Here is a 15,866-nt window from a genome sequence, read left to right as displayed (position 1 = left end):
CAGCACAACGGCAACACCACCTGGCCCACGGTCTCCTGCACCGCGAGCTGACTCCCCTCCCCAACCGGAACACCGCACCCGTGGGGCGGCGGCCGAGGTCGCCGCCCCACACCGGCAAAAAACTCCTACCGCGGGTCGGGGTTATATCTGTATCCGCGAGAACAGGGTTTTACGGAACTGGCGGGCAGTTTCCTTGCAGCGCGGAACCAAGTGGAATTGCGGAACCCACATGGACCGGCGCAACGTGCTACTGTCGATCTCAGTTGCAGTCGTGGTTCCCAAATTCCAAGTTCTGCCCAGACGGCCTCTCGGCCACTGGAAGTGCTTTTTTGTGCCGGTCTTTTTCCGGACGGGGTAATCATCGCGGCGACACGGTGTCCGCACGGTGCGGGCGCCGATTCACTGCTCCCGAAGGAGATCAAGACATGGCTACTGGCACCGTGAAGTGGTTCAACGCCGAAAAGGGTTTCGGCTTCATCGAGCAGGACGGTGGCGGCGCTGACGTCTTCGCCCACTACTCGAACATCTCTGCCCAGGGCTTCCGTGAGCTGCTCGAGGGCCAGAAGGTGTCCTTCGACATCGCGCAGGGCCAGAAGGGCCCGACGGCCGAGAACATCGTTCTCGCCTGACATCGGCGCACAGTTCTCGGCTGGGGCCCGCATCCTTCGGGGTGCGGGCCCCAGCCGTTCGCCTGTCCCGTAGTGGACACGCCAATCACAGGTGACACCGAGGTTCCGAGAGGTGCGGACGCGTCGTCTCACGCATCCCCTCTCGACCGGTTCTCTCTACGTGATTCACCACACGTATCTCGTCGTACATGATTCGTCATACGTGCTCCGCCCCACACGATTTTCAGTACGCGATTCGTTTCGCGTCCCATTCGGCCCAGTCTTGCAATTCTCCGTGCCGCTCATTGCTGCGGAAATTCCTTGATATGCGCCGCATCGAGGAAGGCTCCCGCATGAACCGCACACGCTCGAACGACCACTCCGCCCCCCGAAGGAACGGCGGCCGGTTCGGCTCGGCGGCCTCCAGCCGCTCCGGCGGACCGTCCCGCGGCAGTGGTCAGGGCCGTCGGCCCGCCGCGGCGCAGGGTGAGTTCGCTCTCCCCGAGACCCGCACCCCCGCACTGCCCGCCGCGGCGGCCTTCGCCGATCTCGACATGCCCGCGGAGCTGCTGGCCGCGCTCGGCTGGGAGGGCGTGAGCGTGCCCTTCCCGATCCAGGCCGCGACCCTGCCGAACTCCCTCGCCGGCCGTGACGTCCTCGGCCGCGGGCGCACCGGTTCCGGCAAGACCCTCGCCTTCGGACTGGCCCTGCTGGCCCGTACGGCCGGACAGCGCGCCGAGCCCCGGCAGCCGCTCGGCCTGATCCTCGTACCGACGCGCGAGCTGGCGCAGCAGGTCACCGACGCGCTGACGCCGTACGCCCGCGCCGTGAAGCTGCGGCTGGCCACGGTCGTCGGCGGGATGTCGATCGGTAAGCAGGCCGGCGCGCTGCGCGGCGGCGCCGAGATCGTCGTCGCCACCCCCGGACGCCTCAAGGACCTCATCGCGCGCGGCGCCTGCCGCCTCGACCAGGTCGCCGTCACCGTCCTCGACGAGGCGGACCAGATGGCCGACATGGGCTTCATGCCGCAGGTCACCGCCCTGCTCGACCAGGTGCGCCCGGACGGGCAGCGCATGCTGTTCTCCGCCACCCTCGACCGCAACGTCGATCTGCTGGTACGCCGCTACCTGAGCGACCCGGTCGTACACTCCGTCGATCCGTCGGCCGGCGCGGTCACCACGATGGAGCACCACGTGCTCCACGTCCACGGTGCCGACAAGGACGCGGCCACCACCGAGATCGCCGCCCGCGAGGGCCGCGTGATCATGTTCCTGGACACCAAGCACGCCGTCGACCGCCTCACCGAGCACCTGCTGAGCAGCGGGGTACGGGCCGCCGCCCTGCACGGGGGCAAGTCGCAGCCGCAGCGCACCCGCACGCTGACGCAGTTCAAGACCGGGCACGTCAGCGTGTTGGTGGCGACCAACGTCGCCGCTCGCGGCATCCACGTCGACAGCCTGGACCTGGTCGTCAACGTCGACCCGCCGACCGACCACAAGGACTACCTCCACCGCGGCGGCCGCACGGCCCGCGCCGGCGAGTCGGGCAGCGTCGTGACCCTGGTCACCCCCGGCCAGCGCCGCTCCGTGGCCCGCCTCATGGCCACCGCCGGCATCGTCCCGCAGACCACCCAGGTCCGCGCCGGCGGAGCGGACCTGCAGCGCATCACCGGTGCCCAGGCCCCCTCCGGCATCCCGGTCGTCATCACCGCACCGCCGGTCGAGCGGTCCCAGCGCGGCGCCACCTCGCGCGGCCGGCGCCGCCCCGCCGGCACGTCCCGGCGCGCCCCCGCACGGGTGACGGCATCCGTGACCGACGCGGCGGCCTAGCAGGAAACGGCCGGTGGGGCCGGGCGGCGACGCCCGGCCCCACCGGCTCAGCTCCTGCTGCGGCCCCACCGGGCCGCAGCCCACTACGCGGTACGGGTCAGCAGGTACGGGTCAGAAGGTGACGAGTCACGTACGGGTCACTGGTACGGGTCAGGCGTCCGCCTTGTGTCCGGCTCCGACATCACCGCGTCGCAGTTCCTCGTTGATGCGCAGGGCCTCTTCGAGTTGGTCTTCCAGGATGATGATGCGGCAGGCCGCCTCGATGGAGGTGCCCTGGTCCACCATTTCCCTGGCGCGGGCGGCGACCCGGAGCTGGTAGCGGGAGTAGCGGCGGTGACCGCCCTCGGAGCGCAGCGGCGTGATCAGCCGGGATTCGCCCAGGGCCCGCAGGAAGGCGGGCGTCGTGCCGAGCATCTCCGCCGCTCGCCCCATGGTGTAGGCGGGGTAGTCGTCGTCGTCGATGCGGTCGAGCGGTGATTCTGCGGTCATCTGCACCTCTGCTGGGGGTAACGCGTCGAGGGGCCTTGGTGCCGTACGGCACCAAGGCCCCGAGGGATTTGTAACACCATCGCCGGCTTACTGCTACGCCGGCCTTATGTTTCCGCACCGGCCCCCGACGGGGGGCGGAGAGTGCGGGGATCGCGGATGCGTGACCGTGGGACCACCTTCCGTTCCGGTGCCTGCGGTACCCGGACAGACCGTTCTCGCCCGGGCGATCCTGATGGCGTCCTCCTCCTTCTCTCTTCTTCCTTGCCGACCTCGTGTGTACTGCGGATGCTGCGGTTACTGCGATCACTGCGTACTGCCGGTGGCCTTCTTACCGCCACCCGACCCGGCGGCCAGCGAGGGGACCCCGAAAAAACGCTTCCGGCCCCGCCACTCCACCGCCGTGCCCTTCTCTGTCCTGCATGCGGGCAGTTCGTGTCTGCCGCGCCTCGCTGACTTCCTGGCTACACCACACACACTAGCCTCGTCGCGCGCACATGTCTACAACGGCCACGACAGATTCCATCCCGTGCGGGTGAGAGGTTGCCGCCCGTCTCCGTCCGCATCCTGGGATCGGTCGGTTCCGGGCGGTGCGGGGAGCGACAGGAGGGCTAGGCTGCTGTACAGACGTCCAAGACCCCGGCGGCACGCTGTTGTTGTTGAACGCAAGAGGCGCCGGAGTACGGAGATCCGTCCGTCACCCGGCGCGTCCCTGGAGGAAACGGGCGAGGAAGCCCACGTCCTGCCGCCGCGCAGGCCGTAGCCGTAGGACCACTCGTCGCCCTGCCTCTGCCGCAATCACGCACCTGCCGCCAGCGCGGTCCGGGAAGCCAGCACCCAGGCGTCTTCGCTCTCGCTGCCGGACGGTCTTCCGATCTGAGGCGTCATGCTCCTGCCACAGCTCTCCGTCCACCGCCACGACCGCGGGTCACGGGCGCTGATCACCCTCGTCGGTGAGATCGACCTCGACTCCGTGTCGTCGCTGCGCACGTCCCTGGAACGGTGCCTGCGGGACGGCATCCGCACCCTCGACGTCGATCTCGCCGCGGTCGCCTTCTGCGACGTCAGCGGACTCGACGCGTTCCTCCACGCCGCCCGGCGCGCCACCGTGGCCGGTGGCGCCCTGCGACTGCACCATCCGCCGACGGGCCTGGTCCGGATGCTCGACATCACCGGGTGCGGACCCCTGCTCCTCGGTCCTCCGTCCGGTCGACCGGCTCCGTCGGCCCCCGCCTACTCGGGCGAGGTGCGGTGAAGGCCGGTCCGGAGCGGCGCCCGGGGAGCGGTGGCCCGGATGCGATCTGACAGCCGGTCGGAGCGGGTGCGGATGCTGGTGGCCGAACAGGCGTCCCGGCACGGCGGCCGGGTCGGGGTGACGGACGTGTGCACCGCCGCCGTGGCCGCGCTGCCGGTCGGCGGGGCCGGGCTGTCGGTGATGTCCCGGACCGCGGTGAGCCACCCGCTGTGCAGCACCGACGACGTCAGCGAGCGGCTGGAGGAGCTCCAGCTCACCCTGGGCGAGGGGCCCTGCGTGGACGCCCACGCGCGGGGCTGCGTCGTCCTGACCGCCGATCTGCGCGCCCGCGAGCTGCAGGACCGCTGGATGGTGTTCGCCGAGGCGGCACTGGAGGCCGGGGCGCGCGCGGTCTTCTCGCTCCCGCTGCGGATCGGGGCGATCAGCCCGGGGGTACTGGATCTGTACGCCCAGGTCCCGGTCCGGTTGGACGCGGAGGAACTGGCGGACGCCCTGGCCTTCGCCGACCTCGCGACGCTGGTGCTGCTCGACGCGCGCATCGGCGAGGCGGGCGGGCCGCCCGGCGACTCCGGCGAGGACCTGGGCGCTTACCGGGCGGAGATCGACCAGGCCACCGGCATTCTGACGGTCCAGCTCGACGTCGGCATCGACGAAGCCTTCGTCCGCCTGCGTGCGTACGCCTACGCGCACGGCCGCCGGCTCGCGGAGACCGCCGCCGACGTGGTGGCCCATCGGCTCCGGCTCCCACCGGACGAGGAGACCTGACGCCCCGGCCGCGCGTCCCGCCCCGCGTCCGGCCCCGCGCCGGCTCTCCGCCGATATGTGCGCCGTACTTCCCGGCCGTTCGGCACGGGACTAGTCTCATCTCAACCGAGGGTGCCGTGATGGATCAGCAGTTCCTGGCCAAGACCTTCGTCGAGCTGGCCGACAACCTGGTCGCCGACTTCGACCTCATCGACTTCCTGCGGCTGCTCACCGACCGCTGCGTCGGCATGCTCGACGCGAGCGCCACCGGAGTGCTCCTCGCCGACCTGGACGGCCGACTCCGCGTGATGGCCGCCTCCGACGAACAGGTGCGCCTGCTGGAGCTCTTCCAGCTCCAGAACGACGAGGGCCCCTGCCTGGAATGCTTCCGCACCGGCGTGCCGGTGATCGTGCACGACCTCGGGACGGTGACCGAACGCTGGCCGCGCTTCGCGGTGGCGGCCCGGCGGGCGGGGTTCGAGTCGGTCCAGGCGCTGCCCATGCGGCTGCGGGACGAGGTGGTCGGCGCGCTGAACCTCTTCTGCACCGCTCCCGGCGGATTCGACCCGGCGCTCACGCCCGTCGCCCAGGCCCTGGCCGACGTCGCCACCATCAGCCTGCTGCAACAGCGCGGCGCCCGGCGCAGCACGGTGCTGAACGAGCAGTTGCAGACGGCGCTGAACAGCCGGGTACTGATCGAACAGGCCAAGGGGAAGCTCGCGGAGCGCGAAGGCATCGACATGGAGCGGGCGTTCAGCGCGCTGCGCGGTTACGCCCGCTCCCACAACCGGCGTCTGTCCGAGGTGGCCCGCGCCTTCATCGACGACTCCGAGCCGCTCGCCGGACTGGGGTCCTGACCCCGCCGGGCGGCCGGAGCGGTCACTTCCGGCCGCCGTGGTCCCGACGGTCCTCGCGCCGCCGGCGCGCCCGGTGGTTACGGCTGTAGCGGCGGTCCCAGCGTTCCGTGCGATCCCGGCGCTGCTGGTAGTCCCGGTACCCCGCGGCGTCGGAACGGCCGCCGCGGCCGATGAAGCCCCCGTGGGTGCGACGGTGGCGGGTGACGCCGTAGAGCATCGCGGCCGCGGCCAGCCACCAGAGCGGTTCGAGGAAGCCAAGGCCGAGGAAGACCACGGCGAGGACGATGAGCAGCACGATCACGGAGAGCCTCCCGGCAGAACACAGCATCGATGCCAGGGGCTGGGGCTCACCGCCAGCGTAGCCCTGTCCGGCGGCTGCGGATACCGTGCCAGGTCACGCCCAGCCCTTAGCATCCGGGCATGGCATCTGACAGCAACAGCATCGGTAATGGCGTCGGTGACGGCGGCGCGTCTCCCCTCGGTGTGGAGATCGGCGCCCTGCGGGGCGGTTCGGCGGAGCTTTCGCGGTATGCGGGGCAGGTCGTGCTCGTGGTGAACGTCGCGTCCAAGTGCGGGCTGACCCCGCAGTACGCGGGGCTGGAGAAGCTGCACGAGCGGTACGCGGAGCGGGGCTTCACCGTGCTCGGTGTGCCGTGCAACCAGTTCATGGGGCAGGAGCCGGGCGGCGCGGACGAGATCGCCGAGTTCTGCTCGGCGACGTACGGCGTGACCTTCCCGATGACCGAGAAGGTGGAGGTGAACGGGGAGGGCCGGCATCCGCTGTACGCGCGGCTGACCGGGTTCGCCGACGCCGAGGGGCACAGCGGGGACATCCGGTGGAACTTCGAGAAGTTCCTGATCGGGCGGGACGGGGAGGTCGTGGCCCGGTTCGGACCGCGGACCGAGCCGGACGCGGCCGAGGTCGTGACGGCGGTCGAGGAGCAGTTGGCCTGAGCCTGAGTACGGGTATTGCCCGGGCACCAGCCGGGCCCTCTCGGCTAGGACGGCGATCTGGTCGAGAGGGCCCGGCGGGTGGTGCCTGTGCGGTGCGTGGTGTCGGGTGTCGGTGGTGGTGTCGGGTCTCGGTGGTGGTGGCGGTTACGACTTGACCGAGGTCACGAAGGCCGCCCACGCGCCGGTGGGGAAGGCCAGCTCGGGGCCCTGACGGACCTTGGAGTCACGGACGAGCAATGCCGTCGTGGCCGGGGACTTGACCTCGACGCACGCGCCGTTCCCCCCGGAATACGAGGACTTCGTCCATCCGTCCGTAGCGCCCTGAAGAATTGCCATGTTCACTCCGGTAGCAAGTTGATCGCGCCAAAGTCTTGTGATCGTTGGCGTGATCGACGCTACTCGCTGCCTTCCTCATTCGGAGCAGCCATTCACCCGACCGGATGGCATATTCCAATTGCGCCTTCCGGTCAATGTCCGTAAGGGCTATTATCCCGCGCCCCGATCAGCGGGCGTACTCCTTGGCCACGTCCTCGATGAGCTGCCGCGACTGCTCCACGTTCAGCGCCTGCGCCCGCAGGTGCTCGTACATCACCGTGTACTTCTGCACATCGTGTGCCTTCTCCAGGTACAGGTCGCTGGTCACGCCCTCGATGTACACCACGCTGGAATCGCCGGCGTCGGCGAACTCCAGGATCGAGTACTGGCCGTTGATGCCCGGGTGCGCCCCGACGTCGAACGGCAGCACCTGCACGGTGATGTGCGGCAACTGCGACATCTCGGCGACGTGCTCCAACTGCTCCCGCATCACCTGCCTGCTGCCGACGAGGCGGCGCAGCGCGGCCTCGTCCAGGACCACCCACAGCCGCAGCGGGTTGGTCTCGGCGGCGATCCGCTCCTGTCGCCGTATCCGCACCTGCACACGTTTCTCGATGTCGGCGACGGACGTCTCCGGCAGCGCGCCCGGGATGAGGGCCTCCGCGTACCCCCGCGTCTGCAACAGGCCGGTGATGATCTGGGGTTCGTAGGTCCGCAGCGACTCCGCGTCGGTCTCCAGGCCGATGTAGACGCTGTACGGGATGTCCCCGAACGCGTGCCACCAGCCCTGCTGCCGGGAGTCCTTGGCCATCTGCATCAGCGAATCGACGATCCGCTGGTCCTCCACCTCGTAGACCCCGCACAGGTCGCGGACGTCACGCTGGCTGATGGAGCGCCGGCCGTTCTCCAAACGGCTGATCTTCGACTGCGAGACCAGCAGCCGCTCCGCCACCTCCTCGGCCGTCATGCCTTTGAGCTCGCGGAGCCGGCGCAGCTCCTGGCCCAGCCGACGCCGCCTGACAGTGGGATTGACACTCGACGCCACGGAACGTGCACCTCCGGCTGCGTGACTCATCCTGGCCACTTTGCGTATCTGCTGTTGAGCAGACTGCCACCAAGGTGGTTTCTACCGCTGGCAAATGGTCGATACGCGCCGCGTACACGCCAGTTCGAGATCGGCACCCGGACGCGGCCGCGCGGGTGGCATGCGGACGCGCGGGGCGGCGGGACCGGGTCGTCGTCCGGACGTCCGGTTCTGTCGCCCCGCGCGTCCGGCGGCTCCCGTACCGGGTCTTGGGGACTGTCGGTGCGGCGGCTCGGTGCGGTCATGCGGGTCGTACGGGCGCTGCGAGGGTGCTACGAGTGCTGCGGGTGGTGCTGGTGGTGCGGTGGGTGTCGCCGTGGGTCAGTGGGCCACGGCGCGCGCCATGGGACCGTGGTGCGGTTGCACGTGGACGCCACGGGCGGGTTCCGGCGCGGCCCTGCCGCCGACGGCCGGGCCGCCGGGTGGGGCGGGACTGCGGCGCGGCTGCGCCCCCGCGCCGTTCTGGACGTCCATCACGGCGTGCGCCACGAGTCCGCCCATGGGGTCGTGCCTGATCAGGTCCCGGAGCCGGGAGCGGGAGGACCGCCCCTCGTTCCCCGGGTAGAGGTGCTTGCCGAGACCGACCGCGTGCGCCAGTGCGGCGAGCGCCGCGGTCCGCGGGTCCGGCGGTACGCCGGTGCGGATCGCGGAGTCCAGCCGGGACCTGATCTCCCGGCTGATCGCCGTGTCCGTCGCCTGGTAGCGAGTCGTCGGCAACACCCCGCACATCTGGCCGGCCACGGCATGCACCATGCCGCACCGCTCCAGATGCGAGAGGTAGGTCTGACGGAGCCCCAGCCGGGGTCCGCCGATCCAGTTCACCGCGCGTACGGGGGCGCCGCGCCTTCGCAGCAACTCCAACGCGCAGTCCAAGGTCGGATCTCCAGTCGGCCGTGGTGCCACCACGGCGATACGATCCCCGTCTGGGGCTATCCGTCCGGCCAGCGCCAGCTCCACGAGCTGTGCTCCGGCCAGACCCAGGTCGAGCGACTGCGGCTGTGCGGTGGTACCCGTCGTCGGGTCCAACGCCAGCAGCAGAAGCTCCTCCGGAAGTGTTCTGCGGCTCCTGCCCATCCATGCCTCCCCGCGTGGATGACAGACAGGGTGACCCCTCTCACATTGGTCTGTCGAGGGTGCGTGACCGCTTCGTGAGGGAACCGGCAGGTATGTCGTTCTCGTCTACCGCGTGGGGCCGGCGCGTACACAGGACACTGGTACATGGTTCGGACAACGCTACGGAGCGGTGTCCCGGGCGTCGGTCCACGGTTCGGTACGCGTACGCAGGACGTGCGGCGCGAGGAGGAGGCATCGGTGGCGGGCGAGTCCCCCGACAGGTCGAAGCAGCGCGAGTCGTCGACAGAACGGACGTCGGGGAGCGCCGGCCCGGTTCCCGAGGCGCGGACGGAGCCGGACGGGGCGCGTGATCCGCGACTGGCGGTCGCGCGGGAGTCCGGGCCCGAGGTGCGGCGCTCCGCGTCGGGCGGCGCCGCCGTCGACACCGCGACCCGCGTGCGGGCTGTCTCCGACGGGGGTACGGAGCCGGCGGCGGCCGGGGACGGGGACGGCTCCGGTACGCCGAGGGACGGCCGGCTCCAGGAGGCCGTGGCCGCGTGGGTGCGGCCGGGGCCCGCCGACGGGGACGTGGGCGCCGAGGGGGACGCCGGGGGCGCCAAGAGCCCCCAGAAGCCCGGGAAGGCCGTGACAGGCGCCCAGGAGGCCCGGGAGGGCCGGGATGCCCAGGGGGGCACGGAGAAGGACGTGGTGGCCTCCGGCGGGAACGGGGACGGCGCGGAGGGCGACGGCGAGGGCGAGGGCGCTGACTCCGAGGCCGCCGCCGGGAGTGCCGCCGACGATGTCGAGCCCAACGGTGACTCCGAGGCCGACGCCGAGGCCGACGTGAAGCCCGACGTCGAGGCCGAGGCCGAGGCCGGGTCCGAGTCCGGCGCCGCCGCCACGACCGACGCCGAGCCGAAGCCCGACGCGAAGCCCGAAGCCGAAGCCGAGCCCGAGCCCGAAGCCGAGCCCGAGTCCGCATCCGAGCCCGGCCCCGACGTTCCCGCCAAGACCGCCAAGCCCGCCACGACCGCCGAGCCCGAGGACGCGCCCCCCACCGACGAACCCGCCGACGACGCCACCTCCGACACCGACATCACCACCGGCGCCACCCCCACCGATCAGCCCACCGCCGTCTTCAAGGCGCCGCGGCCCGCCGCGCCCCCGGTCGACCAGCCGACGACCATGCTCAAGCTGGGCGACGTCCCCGCGAAAGCCGAGAAGACCGGCACGGCCGACGAAGCAGACGCAGCAGACGAGGCCGGCGAAGAAACCGAAGACGTCAAAGACGTCAAGGGCGAAGCCCCCGCCGAGCGCACCAGCAAATTCGTCGCGCTCAAGCCGCTGGACGAGCCGGCGACACGCAAGGCGCCGCCGGCCGCCGACGACACCGCCGCGCTGCCCGCGTCGGCGGCGGCGCCGGCCCACCCCGAGCGCACCTCGCAGCAGCCGCTGCCGCCCAAGCCGCCGCTGGATCTGCTCGCGGAGCTGACCAACACCCCGCCGCCGCCGGAGACCGCGCTGCGCACGGCCGTACGGCGGGTCAAGATCTGGACGCCGTTGGTCCTGCTGATGCTCGTCGTCCTCGGCGTCGTACAGACCGTGCGTCCGCTGCCCGCGCCCACCCTCGACCTCACCGCCGAGGAGAGCTTCACCTTCGACGGCGCCAAGGCCGGCATCGCGTGGCCGGCCGAGGGGCAGGCCGCCCTGGACGTGCAGGGCATCGGTTCGTTCGGCTCCTCCGGTGAGCAGCGGCCCGTGCCGATCGCCAGCGTCGCCAAGGTCATGACGACGTACCTGATCCTCAAGGACCACCCGCTGAAGAGCGGCGCCGAGGGTCCGAAGATCAATATCGACCAGACCGCCGAGGACCAGTCGGACGCGGGCGACGAGTCGACCGTCGAGGTCTTCAAGGGCGACTCGATCACGCAGCGCGAGGCCCTGGAGGGCGTTCTGATCGCGTCCGCGAACAACGTGGCGCGACTCCTCGCCCGCTGGGACGCGGGGTCGGAGAAGGCGTTCGTGGCGAAGATGAACGACGCCGCGAAGGACCTCGGCATGGCCGACACGACGTACACCGACCCCTCGGGGCTGAACAACACGACCGTCTCCACGGCCGTGGACCAGGTGAAGCTGGCCAAGGCGGCGATGAAGCAGCCGGCGTTCCGCGAGGTCGCCGCGATGATGTCGTACGTCGACTACAAGGGCGCCAAGCACAACAACTGGAACCAGCTCGTCGGCTACAACGACGTCGTCGGCATCAAGACCGGCACCACCACCTCCGCCCTCGGCAACCTCGTCTTCGCGGCGAAGAAGGAGGTCGACGGCGAGACGCGGACCATCGTGGGGGCCGTGGTGCGCCAGCCGGCCGGCGGCTCGGACAACACGATCCTCCAGGGCGCGCTCTCGGCCGGCGACAAGCTGGTCCGGGCCGCGCAGGACGCGCTGAAGTCCGCGACGATCCTGAAGAAGGGCGATGTCGTCGGGTACGTGGACGACGGTCTCGGCGGCCGTACGCCGGTCGTCGCGACGCAGAACGTGAAGGCGGTGGGCTGGGCGGGACTGACCGTGAAGCTGACGTTCACGGCGGACGAGGTGCCGCACACCGCGAAGGCCGGCACCAAGGTGGGCGCGCTCACCGTGGGTGACGGCGGCACCAGCGGTGCCGTCAAGGTCCCCGTCGCCCTCCAGCGGGATCTCGTGGAACCCGGCTTCACGGACAAGCTGACCCGTCTCGGCTGACACCGGGCGGTACGGCGTCCTCGCGCACCCCGTCGGCGGGCCCCCACCCGGGAGCCCGGCGGCGGGGTGCGTGCTAGCGTCACGAAACGGGCAAGCCGACCGATGGCGCGGACGCGGGCGTGAACCGCGCGGGAACCGGGCACGGCCGAGAGTTGAAGACGGGACACGGGGAGTGCCTTCAGGTGGCCACTGCGGAGCCGACACACGCCGACGACGCCGATCCCGGGCCGGAGCACGGCCCTCGAATACCGGCGTCCAGGACCGCCCCGGACGGACCGCACGACCGCACTCCTGAACCCGAACCCGAGCCCGATCCCGAGCCCGATCCCGATCCTCGGCCTCGGCCTCGGGCCGAATCCGGGCCCACCGGACCCCTCCAGAAGGTCCGCGCGCTCCTCCTGCGCCACCCCGCCCTCTTCGTCACCGCCGTCTCCGGTGTGCTGCACGTCGTCTGGTTCTTCACGTTCGCGAACAGCGGCGGGGATCTGGCGGCCCAGGACGCGTGGGCCGAGTTCGTCGGACGGCACCCGGACTCCGCGTACAACCTCGCCTGGTACGGCGGGATGCACCCGGTGTCGTACAGCGTGGTGTCGCCGTACCTGATGTCGGTGCTCGGGGTGCGGACCACGATGATGATCGCGGGGACCGTCTCCGCCGGGCTGCTGACCATGGTCCTGATCCGCGGCCGGGCGGTCCGCAACCCGCTGTGGGCGGCGCTGGCGGGTGTCTACGCGCTGCTGTGCAACGCGGCGTCGGGCCGGGTGACGTTCGGCCTCGGCACGCTGTTCGGGCTGGGCGCGGTGGCCGTGGTGTTCTGCTGGCCGTACCGGTGGCGGTACAAGCGGTGGGCGAAGGCGCTGTGCGCGGCGCCGCTGGCCGCGCTGGCGACGATGGCCTCGCCGGTGGCGGGTCTCTTCGTGGGCCTGGTGGCGGTGGCGCTGTTCCTGCAGAAGCGGCGGCCGGGCGCCTGGGCGCTGGGCATCGCGCCGGCCGTGGTGGTGGCGCTGTCGGCGTGGCTGTTCCCGTTCTCCGGAACCCAGCCGATGTCCTTCGGTTCGGCGAGCCTGCCGCTGCTGTACGCGGTGCTCGTCTTCTGGTTCGTGCCGCGCACCTGGACGACGGTGCGGATCACCGCCGCGGTGTACGGGCTCTCCGTGCTGCTGGTCTGGCTGATCAGCTCGCAGATCGGCTCCAACGTCACCCGGCTGTCGATGCTCTTCGCCGGGGTGGCGCTGGTGGCCGCGCTGCCGTTCACCGTCCCGCGGACGCGCAGGTGGTACGCGCTGGTCTTCTGCGTGGTCGGGTTCACCGTGTGGATCGGCTACAAGTCGGTCGACGACGTCGTGCACACCACGCCGGCCGCCTCCTGGGCGCGGGAGCTGGCACCGCTGGTCAACGAGTTGCAGGAGGTCGGCGCGGAGCGCGGCCGGGTGGAGGTCGTGCCGGCCCGCTCGCACCGCGAGGCGTCCGCGCTCGCCCCGTACGTGAACCTCGCGCGCGGCTGGAACCGCCAGGCCGACATGGAGCGCAATCCCCTCTTCTACGACGACACGCTCAACTCGGCCAATTACCACGAGTGGCTGGAGCGGTGGGCGGTGCACTTCGTGGTGGTGCCGAAGGACGACCCGGACGGTGACGGCGGCGAGCGGGAGCGGGAACTGGTCCAGCGGGGGCTGCCGTATCTGAAGCAGATCTGGGGCGACGCCAACTGGCAGCTCTTCCGGGTGAGCGATCCGGCGCCGTTGGCCGGGCCGCACGCCGAGGTGCAGCGGGCCGAGCAGGGCGAGTGGACGATCCAGGTGAAGGAGGCGGGCCGGATCCTGGTCCGCATCCCGTACTCGCCGTGGCTGAGCATCGTCGACGCCGAGGGCAGGAGCCTGCGGGCGCCGCAGGAGACGGAGGCGTCGAAGAACGCGGCGGACGGCGAGGAGAAGACGTACGAGAACGTCGACGGCTGCCTGATGGAGACCGAGGAGGACGCCGACGGCGACAAGTGGACGGTGCTGCTCGCGCCGGAGAAGGGCACCTACCGGCTGGCGGCGCCCTACCAGCTTCCGCGCGGCACCCCGTGCCCGGAGGAGTGGCGCTGAGCCGCCGATCGGCACCCCGCCGGGGCACCGCCCGGCACCTCACCAACTGTTCATGTCCGTGAACTCAGGTCATCGAGGCGAACATCTTTACTTCCTCTTGACCTTCCGCTTCCTTGTCGTGCCCGCGTCGCCCCACCCACGATGAGCGGGCACTTCGCGGCCTTCCTCGCCCCTACCCCGCTCAGGCGAAGTGCCAACAGGATGAGCGGAGTTCACAAGGCGGACCCTGGAAGGGGGGCACGCACATGAACAGTCTCGACTGGGCCGTGCTCATCGGCTACTTCGCGGTGATGGTCGCCATCGGCGTCTGGTCGCACAAGCGCGTGGAGAGCGTCAGCGACTTCTTCACGGCCGGCGGCAAGATGCCATGGTGGCTCTCCGGTATCTCGCACCACATGTCGGGCTACAGCGCGGTGATGTTCACCGGCTACGCGGGCATCGCCTACACGTACGGCGTCACGTCCTTCGTGACCTGGTCCTTCCCCATCGCGCTCGGCATCGCCATCGGGTCGAAGCTGTTCGCGCCCCGCATCAACCGGCTGCGCTCACGGCTGCACGTCGCCTCTCCGCTGGAGTACCTGAAGAACCGGTACAACCTGCCCACCCAGCAGGCGCTGGCCTGGTCCGGCATGCTGCTGAAGATCGTGGACGTCGGCGCGAAGTGGGCGGCCATCGCCACCCTGCTGTCGGTGTTCACCGGGATCTCCCTCAACGAGGGCATCCTCATCACCGGCGTGATCACCGGCATCTACTGCACGATCGGCGGCCTCTGGGCGGACGCGCTGACCGAACTGGGCCAGTTCATCATCCAGTTGCTGGCCGGCGTGGCGATGTTCATCGCGGTGGTCGCGGAGCTGGGCGACCACGGCGGCTTCTTCGGCGTCTGGGACGAGCCGGCCCTCCAGGGCCACGGGAAGCCGCTGGTGGGGCCGTACGGCACGGTGTTCCTGCTCGCGTTCCTCTTCATCAAGCTGTTCGAGTACAACGGCGGCATGCTCAACCAGGCGCAGCGCTACATGGCGACGCGCAACGCCCGCGAGGCGGAGCGCTCCGCGCGGCTGTCGGCGGTGCTGTGGCTGGTCTGGCCGCTGGTGCTGTTCTTCCCGATGTGGATGTCGCCGCTGCTGGTCGAGTCGCAGAAGCCGGACGGCTCCGACTCCTACGCCCTGATGACCGAACAGCTCCTGCCGCACGGCCTGTTGGGCCTGGTCATCGTCGGCTTCTTCTCGCACACGATGGCCATGTGCTCCTCCGACGCCAACGCGATCGCGGCGGTGTTCACGCGGGACGTGGCGCCGGTGCTGTCCTCGCGGGCGCGAGGGTGGGGCGACCGGTCCGGACTGGTGGCGGCCCGGGTGACGACGGTCGTCTTCCTCGGCCTGTCCATGGCGGTGGCCACCCAGGTCAACTCGCCCGCCTTCAAGGACATCATCACCGTCGTGATCAAGTGGGTGGCCGGTCTCATGGGTCCGATCGCCATCCCGATGATGCTCGGCCTGCTGCGGCCCTTCCGCCGCTCGGGCCCGACGGCGGCGCTCACCAGTTGGGGGCTGGGCCTGCTGGCCTTCTGGCTGGTCAACTACCCGATCAACTGGGCCGTCGAGGGCGGCGTACCGCTCCAGTACCAGGTGTCGATCCCGCTCGCGGTCTCCCTCATCCTCTACATCCTGATCGGCTTCCTGAAGCCGGAGGACACACCGGAGCGGCTCGCGATCATCGAACGGGTCAACACCGACGGCGACGACTCCGCGGCGGCGGCCGTTCCGGCGCCGGCCGGCGGGGCGGGCGACGCGCTGGGCAACCGGTCACCGGTGAAGGACTGACCGGCCTCCGGCTCGGGGTTCAGGTT

At 70.7% G+C, this 15,866-nt stretch carries 14 protein-coding genes; 9 read left to right on the top strand and 5 right to left on the bottom strand.

What is annotated here, in order from left to right; genetic code table 11:
• Positions 1-425: 425 nt before the first annotated feature.
• Positions 426-629 carry a cold-shock protein gene (locus ABEB00_RS21995; RefSeq protein WP_073934532.1) on the top strand — a complete coding sequence of 68 codons (204 nt, stop codon included), beginning with the start codon at positions 426-428 and terminating at the stop codon, positions 627-629.
• A gap of 332 nt (positions 630-961) precedes the next feature.
• Positions 962-2,437: a DEAD/DEAH box helicase gene (locus ABEB00_RS21990; RefSeq protein WP_345621709.1), complete on the top strand. Its 1,476-nt coding sequence runs from the start codon at positions 962-964 to the stop codon at positions 2,435-2,437.
• Positions 2,438-2,587: 150 nt separating this feature from the next.
• Here ABEB00_RS21990 and ABEB00_RS21985 read toward each other — a convergent pair whose 3' ends face one another.
• Positions 2,588-2,926 (bottom strand): helix-turn-helix domain-containing protein, encoded by a 339-nt coding sequence (locus tag ABEB00_RS21985; RefSeq protein ID WP_345621708.1) that lies wholly within the window; start codon positions 2,924-2,926, stop codon positions 2,588-2,590.
• Positions 2,927-3,809: 883 nt separating this feature from the next.
• Between ABEB00_RS21985 and ABEB00_RS21980 the strand changes: the two genes are divergently transcribed.
• The 3 genes from ABEB00_RS21980 to ABEB00_RS21970 all read left to right on the top strand — a co-directional run bounded on the left by ABEB00_RS21980 (position 3,810) and on the right by ABEB00_RS21970 (position 5,779).
• Positions 3,810-4,178: an STAS domain-containing protein gene (locus ABEB00_RS21980; protein ID WP_345621707.1), complete on the top strand. Its 369-nt coding sequence runs from the start codon at positions 3,810-3,812 to the stop codon at positions 4,176-4,178.
• 39 nt (positions 4,179-4,217) lie between these two features.
• Entirely contained in the window at positions 4,218-4,943 is a 726-nt protein-coding gene (locus ABEB00_RS21975) for an ANTAR domain-containing protein (protein ID WP_345621706.1), read from the top strand.
• Between the two features lie 119 nt (positions 4,944-5,062).
• Positions 5,063-5,779 carry a GAF and ANTAR domain-containing protein gene (locus tag ABEB00_RS21970; RefSeq protein ID WP_345621705.1) on the top strand — a complete coding sequence of 239 codons (717 nt, stop codon included), beginning with the start codon at positions 5,063-5,065 and terminating at the stop codon, positions 5,777-5,779.
• Between the two features lie 22 nt (positions 5,780-5,801).
• Here ABEB00_RS21970 and ABEB00_RS21965 read toward each other — a convergent pair whose 3' ends face one another.
• Complete coding sequence (locus ABEB00_RS21965; protein ID WP_345621703.1) at positions 5,802-6,080, bottom strand: hypothetical protein; 279 nt, start codon at positions 6,078-6,080, stop codon at positions 5,802-5,804.
• Between the two features lie 119 nt (positions 6,081-6,199).
• Here ABEB00_RS21965 and ABEB00_RS21960 point away from each other — a divergent pair, with 119 nt between their 5' ends.
• Positions 6,200-6,733, top strand: coding sequence for a glutathione peroxidase (locus ABEB00_RS21960; RefSeq protein ID WP_345621702.1), 534 nt, complete (start codon positions 6,200-6,202; stop codon positions 6,731-6,733).
• A 144-nt stretch (positions 6,734-6,877) separates the two neighbouring features.
• Here the strand turns inward: ABEB00_RS21960 and ABEB00_RS21955 are convergent, their stop codons facing one another.
• The 3 genes from ABEB00_RS21955 to ABEB00_RS21945 all read right to left on the bottom strand — a co-directional run bounded on the left by ABEB00_RS21955 (position 6,878) and on the right by ABEB00_RS21945 (position 9,206).
• A complete protein-coding gene (locus ABEB00_RS21955) occupies positions 6,878-7,069 on the bottom strand; it encodes a DUF397 domain-containing protein (RefSeq protein WP_345621701.1) in 192 nt (63 codons plus the stop codon).
• A 166-nt stretch (positions 7,070-7,235) separates the two neighbouring features.
• Complete coding sequence (locus ABEB00_RS21950) at positions 7,236-8,093, bottom strand: helix-turn-helix domain-containing protein (protein WP_345621700.1); 858 nt, start codon at positions 8,091-8,093, stop codon at positions 7,236-7,238.
• A gap of 360 nt (positions 8,094-8,453) precedes the next feature.
• Entirely contained in the window at positions 8,454-9,206 is a 753-nt protein-coding gene (locus ABEB00_RS21945; RefSeq protein WP_345621699.1) for a GOLPH3/VPS74 family protein, read from the bottom strand.
• A 237-nt stretch (positions 9,207-9,443) separates the two neighbouring features.
• On the opposite strand from ABEB00_RS21945, the gene ABEB00_RS21940 reads away from it, so the two are divergent.
• The 3 genes from ABEB00_RS21940 (at position 9,444) to ABEB00_RS21930 (ending at position 15,840) form a co-directional block, all read left to right on the top strand.
• Positions 9,444-11,927, top strand: coding sequence for a D-alanyl-D-alanine carboxypeptidase (locus ABEB00_RS21940; protein ID WP_345621698.1), 2,484 nt, complete (start codon positions 9,444-9,446; stop codon positions 11,925-11,927).
• A 182-nt stretch (positions 11,928-12,109) separates the two neighbouring features.
• Entirely contained in the window at positions 12,110-14,017 is a 1,908-nt protein-coding gene (locus ABEB00_RS21935) for an MFS transporter (protein ID WP_345621697.1), read from the top strand.
• Between the two features lie 245 nt (positions 14,018-14,262).
• On the top strand, positions 14,263-15,840 hold the full coding sequence (locus tag ABEB00_RS21930) for a sodium:solute symporter family protein (protein WP_345621696.1): 1,578 nt from the start codon (positions 14,263-14,265) through the stop codon (positions 15,838-15,840).
• Positions 15,841-15,866: the final 26 nt, after the last annotated feature.

Origin of the sequence: Streptomyces ziwulingensis (assembly GCF_039542605.1) — a bacterium.
Classification (GTDB): Bacteria; Actinomycetota; Actinomycetes; order Streptomycetales; family Streptomycetaceae; genus Streptomyces; species Streptomyces ziwulingensis.
The sequence above is the reverse complement of the archived record's forward strand: the minus strand, read 5'-3'. Positions and strand labels throughout refer to the sequence as shown.